This is a genomic window from Thalassotalea nanhaiensis (assembly GCF_031583575.1).
Lineage (GTDB): Bacteria > Pseudomonadota > Gammaproteobacteria > Enterobacterales > Alteromonadaceae > Thalassotalea_A > Thalassotalea_A nanhaiensis.
The window spans coordinates 1143832-1166702 of the sequence record NZ_CP134146.1 but is presented as its reverse complement, the minus strand read 5'-3'; the positions used below and the strand labels follow the sequence as shown (position 1 = coordinate 1166702).

Sequence of the window (22871 nt, the reverse complement as noted above, 5' to 3'; positions counted from 1 at the left end):
GTGCTTACTCCACTTCCAAAATCATTGCTGCACCTAAACCACCGGCAGCACAAGCTGTTGTTAATCCAAGACCACCGCCACGACGCTTTAATTCATTTAACGTCTGGGTGATTAATCGAGTACCTGTTGCGGCAAATGGGTGCCCGTAGGCAAGTGAACCACCAAGCACATTAAATTTATCCATGTCTATATCGCCAATTGCTTTATCTAAGCCAAGCTTATCTTTAGCAAATTTAGTGCTGCCAAACATTTTTACGTTAGCAAGGGTTTGCGCGGCAAAGGCTTCATGCATTTCAATCAAGTCTAAATCGGCAAGCGTTAAACCAGCACGTTGTAAAGCAAGTGGAGTGGCATACGATGGCCCCATTAACATATCTTCCCAAACATCGATTGCCGTAAAGGCATATGAACGAATGTACCCAAGGATATTGTAACCAAGCTCTTTAGCACGCCCTTCTCGCATTAAAATAACCGCAGATGCGCCATCGGTTAACGCGGTAGAGTTTGCAGCTGTAACTGAGCCGTGCTTGCGATCAAACACTGGGCGAAGTCTTGCATACCCAGATAGTTCAGAGTTATCTCTGAAGCAATTATCTTTGGTAACTATTCTTTTATAAGGCTCACAGTGCGCAGTCATTACTTCATCAGCAAGCTTGCCTTCAGCCCAAGTTTTTGCCGCTAAGGTATGTGAACGATGGGCCAATGCATCTTGCTCTTCACGGGTTATACCATGAGTTTTTGCCATCTGCTCTGCCGTTTGTCCCATAGATAATCCAGTCGAGTATTCAGCAACAGCTGGAGGCTCCGGCAACAAATCTTTTAATTTAAGACTGGTAATAAGTTTCGCTTTTTGGCCGAAAGTTTTCGCTTTTGATAAGTCCAATAAAGTACGAGCTAATTTTTTCGTTACCGTAATTGGCGGTACTGACATTGAATCAGCACCACCGGCAATACCCACATCGATATTGCCAAGCATGATATTTTCAGCAACATTCACCGTTGATTGGAAGCTGGTAGCACAAGCTCGTGAAACGCTGTACGCATCGGTAGCAACATTCATTTGTGTTGCCAGAACTATTTCACGAGCAATGTTTGGTGCTTTTGGCATTTGTACAACTTGACCAAAAACCAATTGCTCAATGATTGCTGGATCGATATCGCTTTTAGCAATTAATTCGTTAACTACCATAGAGCCTAAATCAAGAGCAGGTATGCCGTGAAAGTCTGTCGCTTGCTTTACAAACGGCGTTCTTAGTCCTGCAACTATTGCAATGCGTTCACCCTGAGCTGTTTTTACGGTTTGCTGAATTCCCATCATGTTTCCTTTATTATCGTCGATTAACATTTGCACTATTATTGCAAACAACCTTACAACAGGTCCGACCTGATCATTTTATTTGATTCTATCTGCAAATGAGCCTTTTTAAAAGTATTGATTTCGCATAACATGATCCTTATATATATTTTTTACGAACAATGACTGTATTTAACTGCGCTTACGGAAAATAATAATTATTATGGCAATCGAACAATTTTCTAAATTACAAGAACATTTAAGTGAACAAATCGTAGGTCAACACGCATTAGTTGAAAACTTACTAATCGCATTATTAGCTGATGGTCACCTAATTGTTGAAGGTCCACCGGGCCTTGCAAAAACACGAGCGATTAATTCATTAGCAGACGGTGTTGATGCCGAGTTCCATCGCATTCAGTTTACCCCGGATTTATTACCTGCCGATTTAACCGGTACTGACATTTATCGACCAGAAGACGGCACCTTTGTATTCCAACACGGTCCACTATTTCAAAACTTAATCTTAGCCGATGAAATTAACCGTGCACCGGCAAAAGTCCAGTCTGCACTATTAGAAGCAATGGCAGAAGGTCAAGTGACGGTGGGCAAAACCACCTATCAATTACCAGATCTATTTTTGGTCATGGCGACCCAAAACCCACTGGAGCAAGAAGGTACTTACCCACTTCCAGAAGCGCAACTGGATCGCTTTTTAATGCATTTAGAAATTGATTATCCAAATGCAGCTTCTGAGTTAGAAATTTTGCGATTAAATCGCGGCGAAGCGTTAAATGAGAAAAAAGCGCCTCTTACTAATATCAGCCAAGCGGAAATATTTCACGCACGCAAAGAAACTCTTGAAATTTATTTAGCGCCCGTTCTTGAGCAGTACATAGTTGACTTGATCATGGCAACTCGAGATGGTGCAAAGTATGATGAAAATCTAGGCAAATGGTTAGCCTACGGCGCCAGCCCACGCGCAACTATCGCGTTAGATCGATGCTCCCGTGCACGAGCCTGGCTAAATGGCAGAGACTTTGTCAGCCCTGAAGATATTCAAGCCGTATTACATAACTGTTTACGTCATCGCTTAATGCTTACCTATCAAGCCGAAGCGGAAGGTATTACCACCAATCAAGTCCTTGATCGTATTTTAACCTTAGTTGCTGTCGGTTAGTGGCATATTTAGCTAAACGTTTTTTAAATGATTTAGATGTAGTAATAGGTAAAAACTATGTGGTGGAATAAGCATTCAAATGATGATGCAAATACTGGTATAAGTGAACAACTTAGCACCCTGCAAAGTGACGGTATTAATTTAACGATTGATGAACTATTACCTTATCAGGGTAAGGCGTCACTGTTAAACCTTGCGCCTAAAAAGGCTTTGCATGGTCATTTATCAGGTAACTACCTCGCTCGCACTAAAGGCAGAGGTATGGAGTTTGATGAAGTAAGGCATTATCAAACTGGTGACGATATAAGAGCCATCGATTGGCGCGTTACTGCGCGCACTGGTGAAACTCATACCAAACTATTTAAAGAAGAAGTAGAACGCCCGGTGTTAATTGCCACTGATTTGGGTCAGTCGATGTTTTTCGGTTCAAAGCTACTATTTAAATCAGTGCAAGCCTCCCATATTGCCGCCTTAGTGGCTTGGCATGCCAAAAAGCGCGGCGACAGAGTTGGTGGTTTAGTCTTTAATGAACTTGAACATCAAGAGCTTAAACCGAGAAGTCGCCAAAATGGTGTTCTACATTATTTGCACGCCTTGGATGAATTGCACTTGCAGGGCTTAGAACATTGGCAGCAAGATACTCCAACCAGTAATGATTACTTTATTGAAAATTGTAATCGTTTACGTCAGTTGGCTCGTCCTGGCTCATTAGTGTATTTAATCACTGATGGAAATCATTTTGATGAACAAGCTCTGTTACCGCTATCTCAGATCTCCCGCGTATGTGAATTAGTGATTTGCCAAATATCAGATCCTTTAGAGTCTGAACTTCCTGACAGCCATCATAAAACATCAGTCGCTGTAACGAATGGTAAAGTAAAACAACAACTTACGCTTGGTGATAAAAAATCTGCTGAGCGTTACCAACAAAAAGCGCAAATGCTCACTCAATTAAAACAACACATGTATCAAAAGGCCGGAGCTCGCTTTATTAGCTTTTCTGCCGGTAGTAGCATTGAACATCAATTAAAATCAGGAGTTGAGTCTTGGATCCGTTAGCGAATTTACAAGATATCCACTTGCCCGAAAACATCCATGGTTGGCCAATTGCCCCGGGATGGTGGCTCATACTTATCACAGTAATTGCCATAGCCGTTTTCACTTATAAAAAAATAGCAGCTAAACGTAAGCAAAACTCAGTGAAACGCCAGGCGATAAAACAATTAACCGAATTGGATGACTTATCTACTGAGCAGTCTATTGCTATTTTAAAGTGGGTAGGCATGCATTATTTTAGCCGTGATGACGTTGCAGCATTACATGGTGATAAATTATTGGTATTTTTAACAAACAAATTAGCGAACGAACAGCAAGCAAGTTTTATAAAGCTGGCTGAAAATGCGCTAATGCAACAGTATCGAAAATCTACTCATTCTCTTTACTCACAAGAGTTTCAGCAAGCAGCATTATTGTGGGTTAACCAAGCTATTTTCATAGAAAGTAAAGGCGCTGATATTAAATCATCTAAGACAGCACAAACTTCTTCTGCAAAGAACAACACCGAAGCAGCAAACAAGACCAGTGAGGTTGCCCATGATTAGCTTTTTATGGCCATGGCTTGCCTTACTGTTACCATTGCCATTATTTGTTTATTTCTTATCTCCCAAAAAAGCAGCAAGCTCGGCGGCATTGAAAGTACCTGTACTACTACCTGGCGCCAGTTCAAAAACATCGGCTATGGGACAGCAGCAATTACCCGTTTGGTTTGCGGTCGTTGTCTGGTGTTTGTTGGTATTGGCGGTAACAAGACCCCAATGGTTAGGCGACCCTATTCAAATTCCTACCGAAGGTAGAGAAATGATCATCGCAGTGGATTTATCCGGCAGTATGCAAATTGAAGATATGCGGGTAAATGGCAGCACGGTGAATCGTTTGGTAATGCTTAAAGAATTGCTTGGTGACTTTATAGAACGCAGAAATGGTGATCGCTTAGGGTTAATTCTATTTGGCGATGATGCGTATATGCAAACCCCAATGACCTTCGATAGAAAAACCATACAACAAATGCTCGATGAGTCTGCAATTGGCTTAGTTGGTCAAAAAACAGCAATTGGCGATGCGATGGCGCTCGGGGTTAAACGCTTTGTTAATAAGAAAGAATCCAATCGAGTGTTACTGTTAGTCACTGATGGCCAAAATACTTCTGGAAAAATAACTCCGGAGCAAGCACTTGAGTTAGCCGTAGCAAAAGATGTCACCATTTACACCATAGGTGTAGGCGCAGAAGTAATGCTTGAACGTTCACTGTTTGGTACTCGTAAAGTAAACCCTTCTCGCGATTTAGACGAAAATACTTTGACTAAAATTGCGAAGCAAACTGGCGGTTCGTACTTCAGAGCAACTGACGGCGAATCAATGACCCGTATTTATCAATTACTTGATCAACTTGAACCGGTTGAGCAAGATCAACAACAAATGCGTCCATTAACTGCGTTATTTTATTACCCGTTAACAGTCGCTATCGTATTAATGATTATTCAAATGTTGATGATTAAATATATCAGCTTTGGCTCTGTATTTAACTGGTCTTCGAATACCCAAAATATCACGACTTCAAGTCAGTCTGTTAAAAAGGTAGATAAAAATACTAATGTCAGTTCCGCTGCACACACAGACGAGTCGATTGAGACCAAAGCACAGTCTGAGGAGCAAATTTAATGAGTGAATTTCATTTTATCCGCCCTTTATGGTTACTGGCCGTTATTGTGCTGGTTTGGGTTATTTGGCAACTTAGAAAAATTAGAATTTCAAGTAGCGCTTGGCACCATGTTATCCCAAAACATTTAGCCAATATGTTATTAAGCAGCAATGAAAATAAAAAACCTGTGTCACTGATCCCAGCATCAGTGATTGGCTTATTATTTATTTTTGCCCTTGCTGGCCCTACATGGCAAAAACTCCCACAACCTGTATTTGATGTTGAACGTGGTTCGGTGGTTATCATGGACATGTCATTTTCGATGATGGCAACAGATATTAAGCCAAACCGTTTAACGATGGCGCGCTTTAAAGCAATGGATTTAGTTGAAAAAATTGATGAAGGCGAAATTGGGTTAGTCGCATACGCTGGTGATGCATTTATTATTAGCCCGCTTACTGCCGATATAGAAAACATCAAACTACTATTGCCTTCATTATCGCCGAGCATTATGCCTGAGTTAGGCTCTAACCCATACCCGGCATTAATACTTGCCAATGAAATGCTACAAAACGCGGGACATCTAGAAGGTGATATTTATTGGGTAACTGATGGCATAAGCTCAGATGAGCTTAGTGATATTACTGATTTTGCTAATGAGCATCCACATCGCATAAATATCTTAGGTGTAGGAAGCGAGCAAGGTGCACCAATTACCTTAGCTAATGGCGAACTGATGAAAGATAGAGGGGGCAATATTGTTATCCCTAAAATGAATGCACCACGACTTGCCAGAATAAGCAAAAATAGTGGTGGAGTGTTTAGCCAAATAACCGCAGATGACAGCGACTTAGAAAACCTAAGTGAGTTAAAAGCACTTGACGCAAAAAAAGAAATGCAGAATGAACAAGACAACCTAGGCGACCAATGGCAGGAGATGGGACCGTATTTATTATTAATCGCGCTACCTTTAATGCTGGGTTACTTCCGCCGCGGAGTACTGTTTACTCCAGTTTTATTAAGTTTAGTAATTGCATCTTCACTGCATACACCAAAGGCTGAAGCAAGCCTATGGGACGATTTATGGCAAACCAAAAATCAACAAGCCCAATCAAACTTTGAAAAGCAACAATATGCAGAAGCTGCAAAGCAGTTTTCAAAGCCACTTTGGCAAGGCAGCAGCTACTATAAAGCCGGTGACTTTGAAAAGGCATTAGAAGCATTTAAGCAAGTTGAATCTACTGAATCCCGTTATAACCAGGGTAATGCTCTGGCGAAACTGCAACAATATGATGACGCAATTAACGCCTACGATGAGGTATTAACTCAAAACCCAGACCATCAGGATGCGGCAATAAACAAAGCCCTTGTGGAGCAACTAAAACAACAAGAACAGCAACAAGACCAGTCAAACCAAGAGCAAAACTCAGACGACTCCAATCAAGAGCAAAATCAGGAACAATCTGAACAGCAACAATCTGGTGAAAATGGTGACAACGATAATAACCAAGATCAAAATCAGCAAGACGGTGAAAACCAAGATCAACAGCAGCAAGATCAAAATCAGCAAGACGGTGAAAACCAAGATCAACAATCGCAAGACTCGCAAAGCCAAGAAAGCCCTAATGGCGATCAAAACCCTAACGAACAAGAATCTGAGCAGCAAAGTAAAGACAATGAGCAACAAAGTGCTGAACAAGATGAGTCCGAACAAGAACAAAATGCTGCGGCTCAAGCTGACAATGCAGAGCAAGATGAACAACAAAGTGCACAGGATGAACAAAGTGCTGGCGTAGTTGACTCTGCCAGCAATGAAGATGCTGAATTAAACCAAAAACATGAACAAATGCTAAGAAAAGTTACCGACGACCCCCAGTTATTACTACGCAATAAAATGAAACTGGAGTATCAAAAGCGTCGTCAAAACAGAAGCAGTATTGGAGTAAAAGAAAAATGGTAAAAACGATCAAACAGTGCGTTTTTATAGTTTCGCTATTTGCCACATTTATGGCGAATGCATTAACCAGCGTGACCGCAAGTATTGATAAGAATCCAGCAGTTGTTAATGAATCTATCGTACTGACTATTGTAGCCGATGATTCAGTATCGGCCGATGCATTTGACCCGAGCGTATTACAACAAGATTTTGTTGTGGGCGGCACATCCGTTAGCAGCCAAACCAATATGGTTAACTTCGATATGACCCGAACAACTCAGTGGACTACTCTGCTTATTCCTCGTAAAAAAGGCAAAGTGGTGATCCCTGCTCTTTCTATCGATGGAGTAAACACCCAACCAATTGCATTAGTTGTGTTAGCAGAAAGTGAAAAAGGTAGCAGCCAGCAAAAAGACTTATATATTACCTCGGATGTAAGTGAGCAAGACGTATATGTACAGCAACAATTTACCTTAAAAGTACGTTTGCACTTAGCGGTAAACTTAAAACGCGGCGTACTCACTGAGCCGAAAATGACAGGCGCAGAAATTAAGCAAATAGGTCAAGATAAGGAAGATACGCAAATTATCGACGGTAAACGTTATCGAATTATTGAGCGTATTTACTCGGTAAAACCGCAAACCAGTGGTAAATTTGTGCTGCATAGTTCGACCTTTGAAGGTGAAATTATCATTAGTAATAAGCGCTCTTTATTTTCAGGAATGGACAGAGGCAAGCCTGTTAGCATTCGCGGTAAAGAAATAGATATTATGGTGAAGCCAGTCCCGGATAATTACAGTGGAGAGTGGCTACCGAGCGAAATTATTAATATTGAAGATGAATGGCCCATTGAAGGCACAGAATTTGAATTAGGCGAGCCAATCACTCGTAAAGTAACGATAACTGCAGCAGCACTTAGTGCAGAGCAACTACCAGAATTGAACTTTGAAGTGCCGGATGGTTTAAAAATATATCCTGACCAAGCTGAAAGTCAAAGCGGCGTACAAAACGGTTTATTAATAAGCCAAAAGGTACAAGAATTTGCCATAGTACCAACGAAACCGGGTACCTATACCTTGCCTGATTTAATTGTGCCTTGGTGGAATACTAAGCTTAATAAACTTGAACAAACCGTTATTCCTGGTAGAACAGTTACCATCAATGGCGTTCAAGCTGCCACGCCTGCATTCAGTCAACCGATGCAGCCAGAAGTGCAAATTGTGACTGAGCATAACACGACTTTGCAATGGCTGTTTTTAGCTGGTTGGCTCCTGACAGCATTAGCTTGGTTATATGTTTCAAAGTTGAAAGGCAACCTACGCTTTAACAAAGCAACATTCACCAGCGAAGATAAACAAAGCTATTTAAAATTAATGGCTGCTTGTACACAAAATAATGGCGAACAAGTGATTGCTTTATTACCTTTATGGGCTAAAGATCTGTATCCGAACGAGCACTTTGCTAATTTAGAGCAAGTGAGTAAAAAGCTTAATAGCGTAGATTTCAATGAAGCATTAGCGGAATTACAGCGTAATTATTACTCAGCCAACACAGGAAACTGGCAAGGTAGTAAGTTATTAAAGATAATTTCAAGGCTGCAAACTAAAACCATTCAAGCGCAACAAATAGAAATAGCGATCAATCCACAATAACGTTTGAGTTCCGATATCAGGTTATTGCTATTAAAAAATGCCCACAAAATGTGGGCATTTTTATTTGTTGAGATAAAATTAAAGAAATATTTTATTTTTACGAAATAAATTTGGTATCGATAAGGTCTTTACCTATACCCAACAATAATATTGTTAATGGAAGCCCGGCCCCATTTATGGCAAGTAAACAAGTTAGATACGAAGCATTGGTAAAAGCGTTGCACGGTGACTTATACCGCTACGCATACTGGTTAGTGCATGACAAACATATCGCCGAAGATCTAGTTCAGGAAACATTCCTTAGAGCTTGGCGGGCGCTTGACTCGTTGAAAGACCAAAAAGCTGCTAAGTCATGGCTAATTACGATATTGCGTAGAGAAAATGCTCGCCGCTTTGAACGCAAGCAATTCGACATGAGCGAATACGATGAAGGCAGTACCGTTGATAATTTTTCAACTAGTACAGAGCAACAACTTGAAGATCATTGGCTAAGGGAAAAAATTGCTCGCTTACCCGTTGAATATCGAGAGCCATTGGTTCTGCAAGTTATTGGTGGGTTTAGCGGCGAAGAGATAGCCAATATGTTGGATTTAAATAAAAATACGGTGATGACACGCTTGTTCAGAGCACGAAATCAACTCAAAGATGCAATTGAAAAAGATAACGAAATTAAGGGGCGCATAAATGGATGACTTAGAATTCAGACGAAGACTGTATTCTGATCCGAATAGCCAAGATCAAGATATAATCGACGCAATGAGTAATGACAAAAAGCGTAAAGATTTTGCCGATGATTTAAAAGCCTTAGATTCGAACATTGCTAACGCGATGAAAGTTGAAGTGCCAGAAAACTTAGCCAGCCAACTTATTTTGCGTCAAAGCTTGCATTCACATCAACAAACCAAGAAGAAGTCGAGAGTACATTTAGCCATGGCTGCCTCAGTAGCTTTCGCGGTAGGTATTGGTGTGAGTTTTATTAACTCAAGTCCAGCGTATTCAAATGTTGCTGATTATTCATTAGCGCATTACCACCATGAAGCAGATAACTTTGCTAAACATGGTAATGCCCAATATAACTTGGCCAGTTTCAATGAAGATGTTTCTGATTTAAACGTTGGCTTTAAAGACCAGATCGGAAAATTAATTTCAATCGATGATTGTTATTTTGATGGCATGGACAGTATTCACTTAGTGTTTGAAGGCAAGTTTGACAATGTCACTGTATTTCTTGTACCAAAATCGACTCATTTAAAATTTACCAAGCAATTTAGTGATGAATCAGTGCTTGGTATTACCCATCAATATCAACAAGGTGATGTGATTATAATGGGTAATAAGAACGAACCATTACAGCAATGGCAGCAAAAAATTGATGAAAGCATTGAATGGTCGATTTAACTCAATTCCAAATTTCGAATACGTAGCTACGCTACTTCGAATACATTTCATTTCGAATCACGAAGATTCTATCGAAGCGAAGCGTATTCGGAGTGCAACGTATTCGTGATTCGAAGCTAGCCAGGTTGGCGTGTATGCAAAGACTCAACTTTGCTGAATGTTTCCTGAATATCACCATCAGGCTGCTCTGTCATTCTGCTAACAACCACAATCGCAATAGTAGAGAAGATAAACCCTGGTACAATCTCATAAATCCAAGCACTTAAGCTTTGTCCATTAACCGTAATTGGCGCATAAATCCAAAACAACACGGTAAAGGCACCTACTAACATACCAGCTAAAGCGCCTTGCTTGTTCATACGTTTCCAATACAAGCTAAGGATAACTAATGGGCCAAATGCGGCGCCAAAACCTGCCCAAGCGTTTCCTACTAAGCTTAAAATAGAACTGTCTCTATCATAAGCCAAGAATACGGCGATAAGAGCAACTAATAGCACTGAAAATCTACCAACCATAACAAGCTGCTTTTCGCTCGCATCTTTATTTAAAAAGATTTTATAAAAATCTTCAGTTAAAGAACTTGAAGTCACTAACAATTGCGACGAAATAGTACTCATAATTGCCGCAAGAATTGCCGCAAGAAGGAAACCTGCAATTAGCGGATGAAACAGTACTTGTGATAAAAGAATAAATATTGTTTCAGGATCGTCAAGCGGCATGCCTGTTTTAGCGATATAAGCAATACCGGCAAACCCTGTTGCTACAGCCCCACACAATGACACAATCATCCAGTTCATGCCGATACGACGAGCTACGGGTAAGTCTTCTACAGAGCGAATAGCCATAAAGCGAACAATAATATGAGGTTGGCCAAAATAGCCTAACCCCCAAGCCATAGCCGAAATAATAGCAACAGCGCTGACACCGCTGAACATATTGAACAAGTCAGGGTTGATAGTTTCAATGCTTTGTTGCACTTCGCCTATCCCACCAACATTGTATATCACTACAACCGGCACTAATATTAAGGCTATAAACATAATACAGCCCTGAACAAAGTCCGTTAAACTCACCGCTAAGAAGCCACCAAACATGGTGTAGCAAACTACAACACCAGCCGTAATATAAAGGCCAAGTTCATAATTCAACGCAAAAGAGCTTTCAAATAACTTTCCACCAGCGACAATGCCTGATGAAGTGTATAAGGTAAAAAATATGATGATGACAATCGAAGAGACTATACGTAGCAAACGTTTATCATCTTTGAAACGGTTTTCAAAAAAGTCAGGAAGCGTTATAGAGTCATTGGCAAGTTCTGTATAAGTACGCAAACGTGGTGCGACAATTCTATAGTTTGCATAAGCACCAATTACCAAACCAATTGCGATCCACGTGCTACTTAAACCGGAAATGTACATAGCCCCTGGAACGCCCATCAGGATCCAACCACTCATATCTGAAGCACCTGCAGAAAGCGCGGTCACGGAAGGGCTTAAACTGCGCCCCCCCAACATATATCCCGATACATCATCTGTTGATTTTTTAAAGGCATATAAACCTATCGCGATCATTACAATAAAATAAACCGCTAACGAAAAAATAGTACCGATGGCCAAAGTAGACTCCTAAGCATTAAAACAGGCTTTCTTAAGTATATACCATGGAAACTTTAAGTTTTTGCATGGGATACTAAGAAAAAATATCCCTTATGATAAATCTAATTGCAGTACAATTACTATATTTTTGCTTGTTATTTTTTATTAACAATTTGTTTTAATTAGATTAATAATATCTTGGTTAATAAAAAGCTAAATTTGAGCAAGTTTATTTAGAATTTCAGAAATAAAAATTCACTATTTATTTCTTTTTAATGTGGTAACGTATTAACTAAGTTTATTTTTAAATGGAATTTCAAAAGTCACAATTAGGTATTTGACTACAAATGCAATTAAATAATGCAATATCAATAAAAGAGAAACAGGCGAGCTATGATGTGCTAAAAGGTTTTGCCGCTAGACAATCGATTGTTGATAAAAATAATAAAATTTTTGCTTATGAATTACTTTTCAGAGATAGCTTGATTAATGTTTGTCCAGACATTGATGCAAATTTAGCGACGGTGCAACTCATACAAACCACGCTCAAGAGCAGGCAGAGTAAAACCTTCACTAATCAAAAACCTGCCTTTATAAATTTTACATTAGAAACCCTGCAAAAAGGCTACCCCCAGCAGTTTGATGCTAAGCATGTCATTGTTGAAATACTGGAAACTGAACAGCCTTGCTCAAAGCTTTTAACCATTTGCAAAGATTTGCATGAGAAGGGTTATTGCATTGCGTTAGATGATTTTGTGCATCACCAACAGTGGCACGACTTCTTCCCTTTTATAAAAATTATAAAAGTGGATTTCAGACAAAGTAGTATAGAAGAGATCATTGAGTTAATTGAACACCTCGCGGACTTCCCTCATATTCAGTTACTCGCCGAAAAAGTTGAAAATCAACAAGAATATAAACAAGCTATTAACTTAGGGTTTGATTTTTTCCAAGGTTTCTTTTTTGATAAACCCGAAGTAATAAAATCTAACCCTAACAATGAGTTCGCGCTAGACTTATCATTCGCTTGAATTTAGGCACTATTGACGTTTATCCAAATACTTGGAAATTAAATTTTGGGTGGAACTAGATAATGTATCATTACTTTCTCCTCCCATAACTGCCAATATCGATGTGCCGAGTTCCTTCCCTAGTTCAACGCCCCATTGATCGAATGAATTAAGCCCCCACATGACGCCTTGAACAAAAATTTTATGTTCATACAATGCCAAAAATGCGCCTAACCTTTTCGGTGTAAAATGGTCGAATACAATTGTATTTGACGGCGAATTACCCGGCATAACCTTATGCGGAGCCAAACGCTCTACATCATTAGCGGATAATCCTTGTTCTGTTAAGTTTGCTTTAGCTTGCTTTAACGTTTTTCCTACCATCAGAGCTTCACTTTGAGCGAAACAGTTAGCCACTAACATCGTATGGTGATGATGATAATCGCTGTTCGAAGTTAGTGACACGATAAAGTCAGCCGGAACTATTTCATTACTTTGATGCATTAGCTGCATGAAGGCATGCTGACCATTCGTACCTTCTTGACCAAAGACTATTGGCGCGGTGGTTAATTTAATCTCGTCACCAAAATGATTAATACGTTTGCCATTACTTTCCATATCGACTTGCTGTAAATAACCAGGAAAAGCACGTAACGAATGATCATAGGGTAAAACAGCCAAGGAGTTATAACCCAAAAAGCTTGAGTTCCAAATACCAATTAACGCCATTAATACCGGCATATTCTCAGCAAAAGGGGCATTTTGAAAATGCTCATCCATTTGAAAAGCACCAGCGCGCATTTGCTCAAAGTTTTTATATCCTATGGCTATGGCCAATGGTAACCCAACTGCAGACCATACAGAGAACCGGCCCCCAACCCAATCCCACATAGGCAATATATTAGTTTCCTTTACGCCAAACTCTATCGCTTTAGTAATATTTGAACTGACTGCAACAAAATGATCTGAGATATCATAATTAGTCAGGTAACTTGCAAGCCAGCTTCTTGCGCTTTTCGCATTTAATAATGTTTCTTGTGTAGAAAAGGTTTTGGAAATAATAATAACTAGTGTGGTTTCTGGATTTAACAGCGCTAACTTCTCAGCAACAGCACTACCATCAATATTTGCCAGGTAATGTACTTTTACGCTTTGTTGGTGAAATGCTTTCAACGACTCTTGTGCCACTTTTGCACCGTAATATGATCCACCAATACCTATAGCAACAACATCAGTTATCGCATTGCCCGTACAGCCTAAATACTCACCTTTGTGTAGCTTTTGACATAACTCTTTCATTTGCTGATTAGCGCCAGCAATTTCATTAGCGACTTGCTCACCCAACACGGACTTTTGTTTGTCAGCCGGTGCGCGTAAAATGCTATGTAGAACCGCACGGTCTTCAGTATGGTTGATTCTTTCACCACCAAACATACCTTTTATCGCGGTGTTTAACTGCATATCATCAGCCCAACCAAGCAATGACTGCATTACATTTTCGTCTAAATTTTGTTTTGAGTAATCAAGAAAGATATTACAAGCATTCAAAGAGAACTGTTCGAAACGAAGAGAGTTATTGAAGTAATCAGAAATTGAGTGTGTTAAATATTGATTAGCTTTGTCGTGTAAAGTGTTTACATGTTCTGATTGCGTAGTTGTTTGCGAATGCACATCAAATCCTTGAAGCTGAAACGATTATAAGGTTTATAACGTTAAGTTTAGCAAATTATGTTTCTTTAAAAGAAACTTTTAATATAAAGACAATTAGTTATGGTTTGTTAACATACATAAGTTGGATTTTAAGCATTGGCATTAAGGCCAATGCTAGTGTGTTAAACCCTATTCAAAGCCGTTGGGGTTATTTGATTGCCAACGCCATGTATCTGCAATCATGTCATCTAACCCTCGTTCAGCTTGCCAGCCAAGTAATTCATTGGCCAGTTTAGCTTCAGCAAATACTGTTGCAATATCACCAGGGCGACGAGGACTTATGTTAAATGGAATTTCAACGCCACTAACCTCTTTAAATTTATCAACAATTTGCAATACAGAAGTACCATTGCCTGTGCCAATATTTATTGCTGTACAACCAGGTAACTTCTCTAAAGCCGCTACCGCTTTTACATGAGCAATGGCTAAATCAACCACATGGATGTAATCACGTACGCCTGTCCCGTCAACAGTATCGTAATCATCACCAAATACATTAAGCTCTTTTAGGCGCCCTACCGCAACTTGCGATACAAATGGTAAAAGGTTATTTGGAATACCGTTAGGGTTCTCACCGATAAGCCCAGATTTATGAGCGCCAATAGGATTAAAATAACGCAGCGAAATAATAGACCAATCAGCATCACTTTTAGCTAAATCAAACAGTATATGTTCAACCATTAACTTGGTTTGGCCATAAGGATTTGTTGCCGAAGTTGGCATGGTTTCAACTAATGGCGAAACATTATTTTCACCATAAACCGTAGCAGATGAGCTGAACACTAGCTTTTTAACATTAAACTCGCCCATCACTTCCAATAACGCAACGGTGCCAGAGACGTTATTATGATAATAACTTAATGGTATCTGGGTAGACTCGCCGACAGCTTTTAAACCAGCAAAATGGATCACGGCATTAATATCATTATCGCTAAACACTTTGCGCATGGCATCTTTATCACAAATGTCGGCTTCAATAAAAACAGGTTTAATTCCTGTTATTTGCTCAATGCGCTCTAATGATTTGGTTGAAGAATTTGCAAGGCTGTCTACAATGACGACTTGTTGACCTACTGAAAATAACTCAACAACCGTATGGCTGCCGATATAGCCGGTTCCACCCGTAATTAATAAACTCATAATAATTCCACTTTAAAAACGTTTCCGGTTTAAACAGGTATTCTAACTGTTTAAGCAGCCCTTAATTTTCTGAACAACAATTTATTCCCTGAATTTGTTTCAGGAGCTAATCATAATAATTATGCAACACGGAAATAAACGTTTCTATCTGCTCTTCAGGCAACGCATTAATGCCAGCTGCACCAGCACGGCCTCCACCGGTCGGGAACTGAATACACACTTCATCTGCCCCCTGCTTATTATTTAAAGGTGCACGAACACTAACGGTATAACTCCCATCTAAATTACGAGTTAACACGCCATGAGCTTTATTGGGTGCTTGGTTAGCCAGCTCATTACCAAATACACCACTAACTCTTCGTGACCAGGCAGCATCGTCCAAACAAACCACTTTACAAATATCATTATCAAACAATACTTCCGCTGTTTGTGCTTTATTCATATCTTGCTGATACGCCGTCTCTAAGTCATAGAATAAAGAAGATTTATTAGAAAACAGACTTGTAGGATTTTCATAAGCTAAAAGTTGTTGATACAAATCGGCTGGGTGGAAATGCAAATCATCAGTAGTACGACCATAGCCATTATAATTTACATAAGTCCCTAGAGCCTCAAGTTGGTTTGATAACATACTATTTATGCCATTTAACGAACAATGACGGTTGGCAACAGCTTTAAGGTTATCACCGTATGCGGCAGCGATAGCCCATAAATTATGTTGACCGTTTAAGTAGTCATTTATTAATAAACTGGTACATACATCAGGAGAGGTGTTAACTAGAGAGGTAAGTAAAGGAGATTCCGGGACATCGCCCGTACGATGATGATCGACATAAAATACTGCTACATCATTGTTTAATAAATTTTGCAACGCGGATGTATTCTTTTCCATTGAAACATCTAGCACTGTAACACTACTTGCAGAGTCAACAGGCACTTGTTGAACTAAAGAAATATCTCTTTTCACACCGGTGATCAGAGTTGATTCTTTGGGTAATGATAAACGCAACTGCACTAAGGCAAGAATACCGTCAGCATCACCATTGAAAACATCAAAATGCATATAACGTCCTTTTTAAATTCATTGTCTATTTTAATTTTAGTTCAAATGAATTAGAAAAATATTACTTTGGAGATAAAAATGCAGCAATATTACTTATGGCTACATTAGAGTTTTTAATTATGTTGCCAATAATACTTTCGTAAATTAAAGAGCTAATATGTTTGTAAAAACTTTTCTACAAATCAATAGATCTACTTTTTCTTGACATTATTCCGAAAAGTTTCGGACTAATGCTAGCCTTTTCAATGTATAATAATACAAGACAAGCCACATTAAAAATTCGGGACTTGGGCTCCTAAGAAATTACTAGCCCCAAATAATGTTTAAAATCACAGCTTATAAAGGTTGAGCATCTGGTAGACAACGTATTTACAAAATTTACTTTGGTCTGTGATTAATTCCAAAATAATAATTGCTAGTGCTTCGGGGATGGTCAAAACGCTCTCTAAAAATAAATATCAACAATTGCGCCTCAACCATAACATCAAGATATATCACTCATTGTACCAAATTGAAAATGAGTTTATATTTGAGTCTTTACAATAATCATAATCTTAAAAAACATCACGTCAGAAATAGAATAAATTAAAAGTGGTTTAAGTTATTTCGAGCTTTAATTTTTCGCTACAGATTTGTATAACTGTAAAATTTGAGACCAAATATACCTGCTATCGAATGAGTCAACTATCCTCTCTCTTCCTTGTTTACCTAGCCTAATACGTAAAGGTTCATCATTTAGTAATAAAAGCAATTTATCTGCAAAGTCATTTATCAAAAAAGGGGTGACCAACAAACCAGTTTTACTATTCACTACACTTTCACGACATCCCATAACGTTATATGCAATCACAGGTAACGACATAGCAGACGCTTCTATTGCTACATTTCCAAATCCTTCACGGTAACTTGGAAAGGCAAAAATATCAGCAATAGCAAAATATTTTTCAACTTCAAAAGACCATGGAGCTCTAATGATATTATTATTTTTCTTTATTTCGGCAATGATATTAGCTGATAGCGGATCAGTGTGGTCCTCTTCTCCTTGAATTAAAAGGATAACTTCATTATATTGTTTATTCAATATTTTGAAAGCTTGAACTAACTCTTCAATTCCCTTGTCTTTTCTAATCCTACCACTATATAAAATAACTTTTGTATTATTTTGAATTAAAAGTTTCTTTTTTAAATCATGAATAGTTTGCTCATCTATATTAGCCTTTGAAAATCTAGTTAAATCGACACCGTTACTTGAACCTTCTCCAATTAAATGTAGTTTTTCTTTATTAATTAAACCTGACGTTATTAATTCATTACCCAATTCTTTAGAGATAGAAAATACTTTCTTAGATATTTTACAGATTAATTTATCGATTAAAGTGTAGAACTTTCTTTTAAATCCAGTTTCATTTTCGTATGCCCTTCCTCGTAATGTAAATACAACATTTTTGTGTAAACTAAAAAATGAAGCCAAAGCACCAAGAAGAGATGCTTTAGGTGTAGATATACTTACAATATCATATCTATTAACAAGCATATGTGACCAAATTAAGATAAGGCTCTTCATGTCGGAGAAAGGAGAAGGCCTTTTGACCATTGGAACTTTAATTGTTCTAATTCCTTGAGCCCTCAACATTTCATGTTCTGGCCCATCAGCGGCAATAGCAGTCACATCGACACCTAGCTCTTTAAAGTATTGAAACTGATCACGGTAAAGACTGAATAAATTTTGAGACACTGTTATTATTACTAATAGTTTCATGTGATTACCTAATTATTTTTTTCGCTGGAACACCTGAATAAAAACTAGCGAATTCGGTATTTTTAATAACACAAGAGTTCGCCCCTACTAAAGTTTTAGGGGCTATATGCACACCAGAAGTAACGGTAACATGAGAGGCTAACCAGCAACCTTTACCCAAACGTATAGGACTAAAAGTTGACGGTCCATAGAAGTTATCCCCATTAAACCCATGAGTAACTGAAGCAATGATGACATAAGGTGAAATTAAAGCTTTATCTTCAATCTCTACACGACCGAGTGCATTTATCCAAGTCCCCTTAGCAATATACACCCCCTCCCCTATAAATAATTTATCAATCCCTAATAAAGTAATATCTCTTCCAAGAGTTAAATTTTTAGGCTTATTAGGCAAAATAATACTAACTAATAAACCTCTTATTCTGATCGAAAATTTATTATCGGGTAGAATATTGGTGATAAATAAAAGAAACCATACGGGTAAGGCATATCTGATTTGGTATTTAATTTGACTCATTTTGAATTACTAAATTGATTGAAAAATGATAATCGTCTCTGATAAATAGTGGACTGATTATAGCTTTTAGACTTATTGATATTGGTTAATGAAATTTCGTTCAAATCTTTTTGCATTGTATTGAAAATTACATTACTTAAATCTTCTGCATTATTTGGTTGGTGCAGGAAGTCAGCAGATAATAATTCAGGTATCCCACCAACCTTGGAGCCAATACACAAACGCCCACGACTCATTGCTTCAATTAAAGAGCGCGGTAGCCCTTCTGTTAAGCTAGGTTGAATATATAAATCTATATTATCTATCCAATCAAGAACTGGTTTTCCACTAGGTACAGGATCACAAAAGACAACTTTATTGCCAACGCCTAACTTCTCAGCTAATTCTAAGTATTCAGATTTATCCCCTTTACCAAGAATATATAAAGTTGCATTTACTCCTTTATTATTGAGAAGATTTATAGCTTCAATTGCAGTATGAACACCTTTATATCTTGTTTTAAAATTACCAATCAACCCAACTTTAATAGTACTATAATCCTTTTCATACAAAGGAGAAGCAACCGTTATTTGATTATTAATTGCAACATTACTTGCACTAACCACTTTAGCAAACTCATTAGCAGGGTATTTTTCTTGTAAATACTCTTTAGTCACATATAAAACATAATCAGAAGTTTTAATCGCCATTTTAGTACGAGCATAACTAATGAATGCATAAAACTTACTAAAAGTACCTCCGTAATGCCACAAGCTATCCCAAGCACAACCTACTACTTCAATAAGAAGTGGTTTTTTATATTTTTTAGCATAATAAGCCGCTAACAAACCATTCTCGCTAGGTAATCTTGCAATAACATACTCCGATGTTCTAACTTTATTTTCGATAATACTTGATACTGAACTAAAATTTTTTAACAAAGTTTTTGGTGAAGATATTTTTTTTACGAAATGAAAAAATACATTTCCAGCTGTAGATAAAACATAGGGTTCTGTATTTACTTCAACTTCGTCTGAACAACGAGCAATAACATCAATTTTTGAGAAGCAGTCAAAATATTTAGACCATAGCTGTTTGGGGAAGCCTCCTTGTGAATAAATATTATTATCTTGACCCCGAATAAATATATGATCATGTACAAATAGTAACTTCTTCATTTTTGTTTCCATACATTAGTAATGCCTTCACAATGTATATGATGTAAAAACGGGCTGGAATTGAACTCTGAAATAATAAGATCTTCCGAGCTATTATTTTTAAAATTCTGGATATTACTTATCCAATCATTAACATTATCTTTTTCAATGGGTAAGCAATTTACTGCTGTTGAATATTTTGAAATTTCAGAGCATCCAGGCAAATTGGTGCATACTACTGGCACTCCACAACTGAGCGCTTCCAATACAACTCCAGGTAGCCCTTCTCTTTTAGAGGGTAAGATGAGGAGATCATACTTCGGTATGACTACTAAAGGAGCTTTACAATTACCTTTTAGGTTTACAATACCTACTAAGTTTTTGGCGATAATGTTTTTATTAATACTTTCAACATAATCAGCTGCCCCCTCCCCATATATGTCCAATATTACTTTACCTTTAAATTTTGATACAATATCAATTGCAAACGAATGATTTTTTATATCTGCCAACCGCCCTATCATTATTAACTTTATAGCGTCAGAAGGAAGTTGTATTTGAGGTTCAAATTCAAACTTCCTTCCCTTAGTTTCTATGCCGTTATAAATTGTAATCCACTTAGAGGATGGACTGTTACATAAATCTCTTGCGCCATCACAGACCCCAATGATTCTAGTAGAAAAAGTATTCGTAAGAAAACTGTACACTTTCTTTTTTAAATTGTATAAAACCCCGCTACCATAATCAGAAGATGTTCTAATATGGCTAATTCTCTTTTTTATACCTAATAGATAAGATAAAAAACAGTACACACCGCTAGCTAAATTGGCATTAATATGAACAACATCGAATTTGATATTTCTGATAGTACTCATAAAGTCAAATGCAATCGGATAACTTTTATTTCTATAAATTAACTCAGAGTATTTTTCGTATTCATTGTCAAGTTCACAACGTTCACCGGAAGTAAGGTAAACGTAGATCTTAAACTTTTTATTAGAAGAAAGTTCCTTTAGAAGTGACAGAGTTCTTATCTCAGCGCCACCTCTATTTAACCTGCTTAATAGAATTAATATTTTCATTATTTTTTAAATTTCTCAATAAGTATTTGTTCTTTTTGCTTTTTCGACTTATTTCTTATATAAGTAAATTGTTGTATATTTTTCTGATGAAATTCCTCTATATTACAAATCCGTTTAACTGGTACTCCTGCATATACCCCCCCTTTTTTGAGCACACCTCTAACTAAACTTCCTGCTCCAACAATTACATCATCTTCAATTTTAGTGTTCGGTAAAATTATACTTCCAAAACCCACAAATACATTATTCCCTATATTTATATCGCCGAAATACTCAATATTTTTATCCCTATGCCGAAAAACGTCAACAGAACCATCATGAGTTAAAAACTGAACTCTTTTTGTAATTGTTACATTGGAGCCTATATGAATTAAAAAGGGTTCACTCCCAAAGGTCCCACTATTAATACCTATCAACCTAGTTTTATCACCTACATTAACCCCAATCCGCCTTGCATACTTTAACGGACTTTTCTTAAGTAAGTAATATGAATATAATTTAAAGATTAGTTTTTTTAAAGTGCCCATAAAAATGCCATGCTGATATAAAAAAGACGAAAAGCCACTCTATTATAGTTGCATAAAGAACGGCTAAGAACATACCCTTAAGTTTTTGATCTTCCATTAAATATATAAAAACAAATAAACAGACTGTCCATAATGAAGTGACCCAAACTTGAATAGAATATTTTTCAATACTTATTAGTGCAGTACCGATTAAATTTGTGGAAGCTTTTAAAGATGCTGATATACACAATAAAAATAATCCATAATGATATTCAGCAATTTCTTCATTGAAAACGATTGTCAATAAAATTTCTCCAAAATAATGGGACAATAACAATAAAGCTATTGCTAGGACGAAAACAACAGATTGAGAGAAAATAATTTTTTTATAAAAATTATGTTTATTCAGTTTGAGTGCCGAGAAGTGAGGTAAAAAGTATGCACCTAATGCGTTAGTTACAAGGTTGATAGCGGTGATGCTATAAGAAATAGAACCAAAGATGGCTAAAGCTGAATTACCAAGTTTAACACCTATAAAACTTCTACTACCGCTAGTCCCCAAAGATTGAATGCAACTACTAAGGCCAAGTGGAAAAAGCAATTTAAATAAACGTAACATTTTTTTGATTTTTACACGTTCGAGCGGCTTAATACCTTTTAAACTGAGAAAGTACCAACAAATGAAATACATTAACCCAGAAAAAAAGAGATTGCTTTCGAAATCATCATTTAACAAAGTAGAAATTAAAACTACTAATAAGTATACAGATGCCCTTCTAGCTTTAATAATTGAAAAACGTTTATAATTAAATTGTTTCGATTGATATGCAGCCAATACATCATCAAATTGTTCTGTAAACTTAAATATTATTACAAACAGAACAATTAAAATACTAGTATTTTTCTGAAAAAACATTATAAAAAATAAAAGACTAAGCCCACAACCTAACAAGGTAAATATAATACGAATGAAATATATTTCTCCTACTGAAAATGATAAAGAGTCCCCTTTATTTGTAATAACAAAATTATTTAGCTTCAACGCAACAAAAATCATAAAAGGTGCGCTTATTGATAGCGCAAAAAAATATTCACCTACATTTTCAACGGAATAGAACTTAGAAAAAAGAGAGAGTACTAGAAACTGTACTAAAACATAAAAGATATTAGAAATAAGGAGAAAATTAAAGTTCAT

Annotated in this window: 20 protein-coding genes; 9 read left to right on the top strand and 11 right to left on the bottom strand. The window is 37.4% G+C overall.

What is annotated here, in order from left to right; translation table 11 throughout:
• Positions 1 to 4: 4 nt before the first annotated feature.
• Complete coding sequence (gene fadI, locus RI845_RS05330; RefSeq protein WP_348389505.1) at positions 5 to 1315, bottom strand: acetyl-CoA C-acyltransferase FadI; 1311 nt, start codon at positions 1313 to 1315, stop codon at positions 5 to 7.
• A 202-nt stretch (positions 1316 to 1517) separates the two neighbouring features.
• On the opposite strand from fadI, the gene RI845_RS05325 reads away from it, so the two are divergent.
• The 8 genes from RI845_RS05325 to RI845_RS05290 all read left to right on the top strand — a co-directional run bounded on the left by RI845_RS05325 (position 1518) and on the right by RI845_RS05290 (position 10158).
• A complete protein-coding gene (locus tag RI845_RS05325) occupies positions 1518 to 2474 on the top strand; it encodes an AAA family ATPase (RefSeq protein ID WP_348388712.1) in 957 nt (318 codons plus the stop codon).
• Between the two features lie 57 nt (positions 2475 to 2531).
• Positions 2532 to 3533 carry a DUF58 domain-containing protein gene (locus tag RI845_RS05320; RefSeq protein ID WP_348388711.1) on the top strand — a complete coding sequence of 334 codons (1002 nt, stop codon included), beginning with the start codon at positions 2532 to 2534 and terminating at the stop codon, positions 3531 to 3533.
• Positions 3521 to 4075, top strand: a complete 555-nt coding sequence (locus tag RI845_RS05315; RefSeq protein ID WP_348388710.1) for a DUF4381 domain-containing protein — start codon at positions 3521 to 3523, stop codon at positions 4073 to 4075. Before RI845_RS05320 ends, RI845_RS05315 begins: the two co-directional genes overlap by 13 nt.
• On the top strand, positions 4068 to 5192 hold the full coding sequence (locus RI845_RS05310) for a vWA domain-containing protein (RefSeq protein WP_348388709.1): 1125 nt from the start codon (positions 4068 to 4070) through the stop codon (positions 5190 to 5192). The genes RI845_RS05315 and RI845_RS05310 overlap by 8 nt, the downstream gene beginning before the upstream one ends.
• On the top strand, positions 5192 to 7132 hold the full coding sequence (locus tag RI845_RS05305; protein WP_348388708.1) for a tetratricopeptide repeat protein: 1941 nt from the start codon (positions 5192 to 5194) through the stop codon (positions 7130 to 7132). Before RI845_RS05310 ends, RI845_RS05305 begins: the two co-directional genes overlap by 1 nt.
• Complete coding sequence (locus RI845_RS05300) at positions 7126 to 8760, top strand: BatD family protein (RefSeq protein ID WP_348388707.1); 1635 nt, start codon at positions 7126 to 7128, stop codon at positions 8758 to 8760. The genes RI845_RS05305 and RI845_RS05300 overlap by 7 nt, the downstream gene beginning before the upstream one ends.
• A 176-nt stretch (positions 8761 to 8936) precedes the next feature.
• Positions 8937 to 9452, top strand: coding sequence for a sigma-70 family RNA polymerase sigma factor (locus RI845_RS05295; RefSeq protein ID WP_348388706.1), 516 nt, complete (start codon positions 8937 to 8939; stop codon positions 9450 to 9452).
• Positions 9445 to 10158 carry a DUF3379 family protein gene (locus RI845_RS05290; protein WP_348388705.1) on the top strand — a complete coding sequence of 238 codons (714 nt, stop codon included), beginning with the start codon at positions 9445 to 9447 and terminating at the stop codon, positions 10156 to 10158. The genes RI845_RS05295 and RI845_RS05290 overlap by 8 nt, the downstream gene beginning before the upstream one ends.
• A 116-nt stretch (positions 10159 to 10274) precedes the next feature.
• Here the strand turns inward: RI845_RS05290 and putP are convergent, their stop codons facing one another.
• Complete coding sequence (putP, locus tag RI845_RS05285; protein WP_348388704.1) at positions 10275 to 11774, bottom strand: sodium/proline symporter PutP; 1500 nt, start codon at positions 11772 to 11774, stop codon at positions 10275 to 10277.
• 326 nt (positions 11775 to 12100) lie between these two features.
• Here putP and RI845_RS05280 point away from each other — a divergent pair, with 326 nt between their 5' ends.
• On the top strand, positions 12101 to 12784 hold the full coding sequence (locus tag RI845_RS05280) for an EAL and HDOD domain-containing protein (protein WP_348388703.1): 684 nt from the start codon (positions 12101 to 12103) through the stop codon (positions 12782 to 12784).
• Positions 12785 to 12793: 9 nt separating this feature from the next.
• Here the strand turns inward: RI845_RS05280 and pgi are convergent, their stop codons facing one another.
• From pgi to RI845_RS05235, 9 genes are all read right to left on the bottom strand, one after another.
• Positions 12794 to 14434 carry a glucose-6-phosphate isomerase gene (gene pgi / locus RI845_RS05275; RefSeq protein WP_348388702.1) on the bottom strand — a complete coding sequence of 547 codons (1641 nt, stop codon included), beginning with the start codon at positions 14432 to 14434 and terminating at the stop codon, positions 12794 to 12796.
• 168 nt (positions 14435 to 14602) lie between these two features.
• A complete protein-coding gene (galE, locus tag RI845_RS05270; RefSeq protein WP_348388701.1) occupies positions 14603 to 15613 on the bottom strand; it encodes a UDP-glucose 4-epimerase GalE in 1011 nt (336 codons plus the stop codon).
• A gap of 106 nt (positions 15614 to 15719) precedes the next feature.
• A complete protein-coding gene (locus tag RI845_RS05265; RefSeq protein ID WP_348388700.1) occupies positions 15720 to 16676 on the bottom strand; it encodes a DHH family phosphoesterase in 957 nt (318 codons plus the stop codon).
• A gap of 613 nt (positions 16677 to 17289) precedes the next feature.
• Positions 17290 to 18435, bottom strand: a complete 1146-nt coding sequence (locus tag RI845_RS05260; protein ID WP_348388699.1) for a glycosyltransferase family 4 protein — start codon at positions 18433 to 18435, stop codon at positions 17290 to 17292.
• 4 nt (positions 18436 to 18439) lie between these two features.
• Positions 18440 to 18952: an acyltransferase gene (locus RI845_RS05255; RefSeq protein ID WP_348388698.1), complete on the bottom strand. Its 513-nt coding sequence runs from the start codon at positions 18950 to 18952 to the stop codon at positions 18440 to 18442.
• A complete protein-coding gene (locus tag RI845_RS05250; protein WP_348388697.1) occupies positions 18949 to 20109 on the bottom strand; it encodes a glycosyltransferase in 1161 nt (386 codons plus the stop codon). Before RI845_RS05250 ends, RI845_RS05255 begins: the two co-directional genes overlap by 4 nt.
• Positions 20106 to 21170: a glycosyltransferase gene (locus tag RI845_RS05245; RefSeq protein WP_348388696.1), complete on the bottom strand. Its 1065-nt coding sequence runs from the start codon at positions 21168 to 21170 to the stop codon at positions 20106 to 20108. The genes RI845_RS05250 and RI845_RS05245 overlap by 4 nt, the downstream gene beginning before the upstream one ends.
• Entirely contained in the window at positions 21170 to 21697 is a 528-nt protein-coding gene (locus RI845_RS05240; protein WP_348388695.1) for an acyltransferase, read from the bottom strand. Before RI845_RS05240 ends, RI845_RS05245 begins: the two co-directional genes overlap by 1 nt.
• Positions 21669 to 22871 carry an MATE family efflux transporter gene (locus tag RI845_RS05235; RefSeq protein WP_348388694.1) on the bottom strand — a complete coding sequence of 401 codons (1203 nt, stop codon included), beginning with the start codon at positions 22869 to 22871 and terminating at the stop codon, positions 21669 to 21671. The genes RI845_RS05240 and RI845_RS05235 overlap by 29 nt, the downstream gene beginning before the upstream one ends.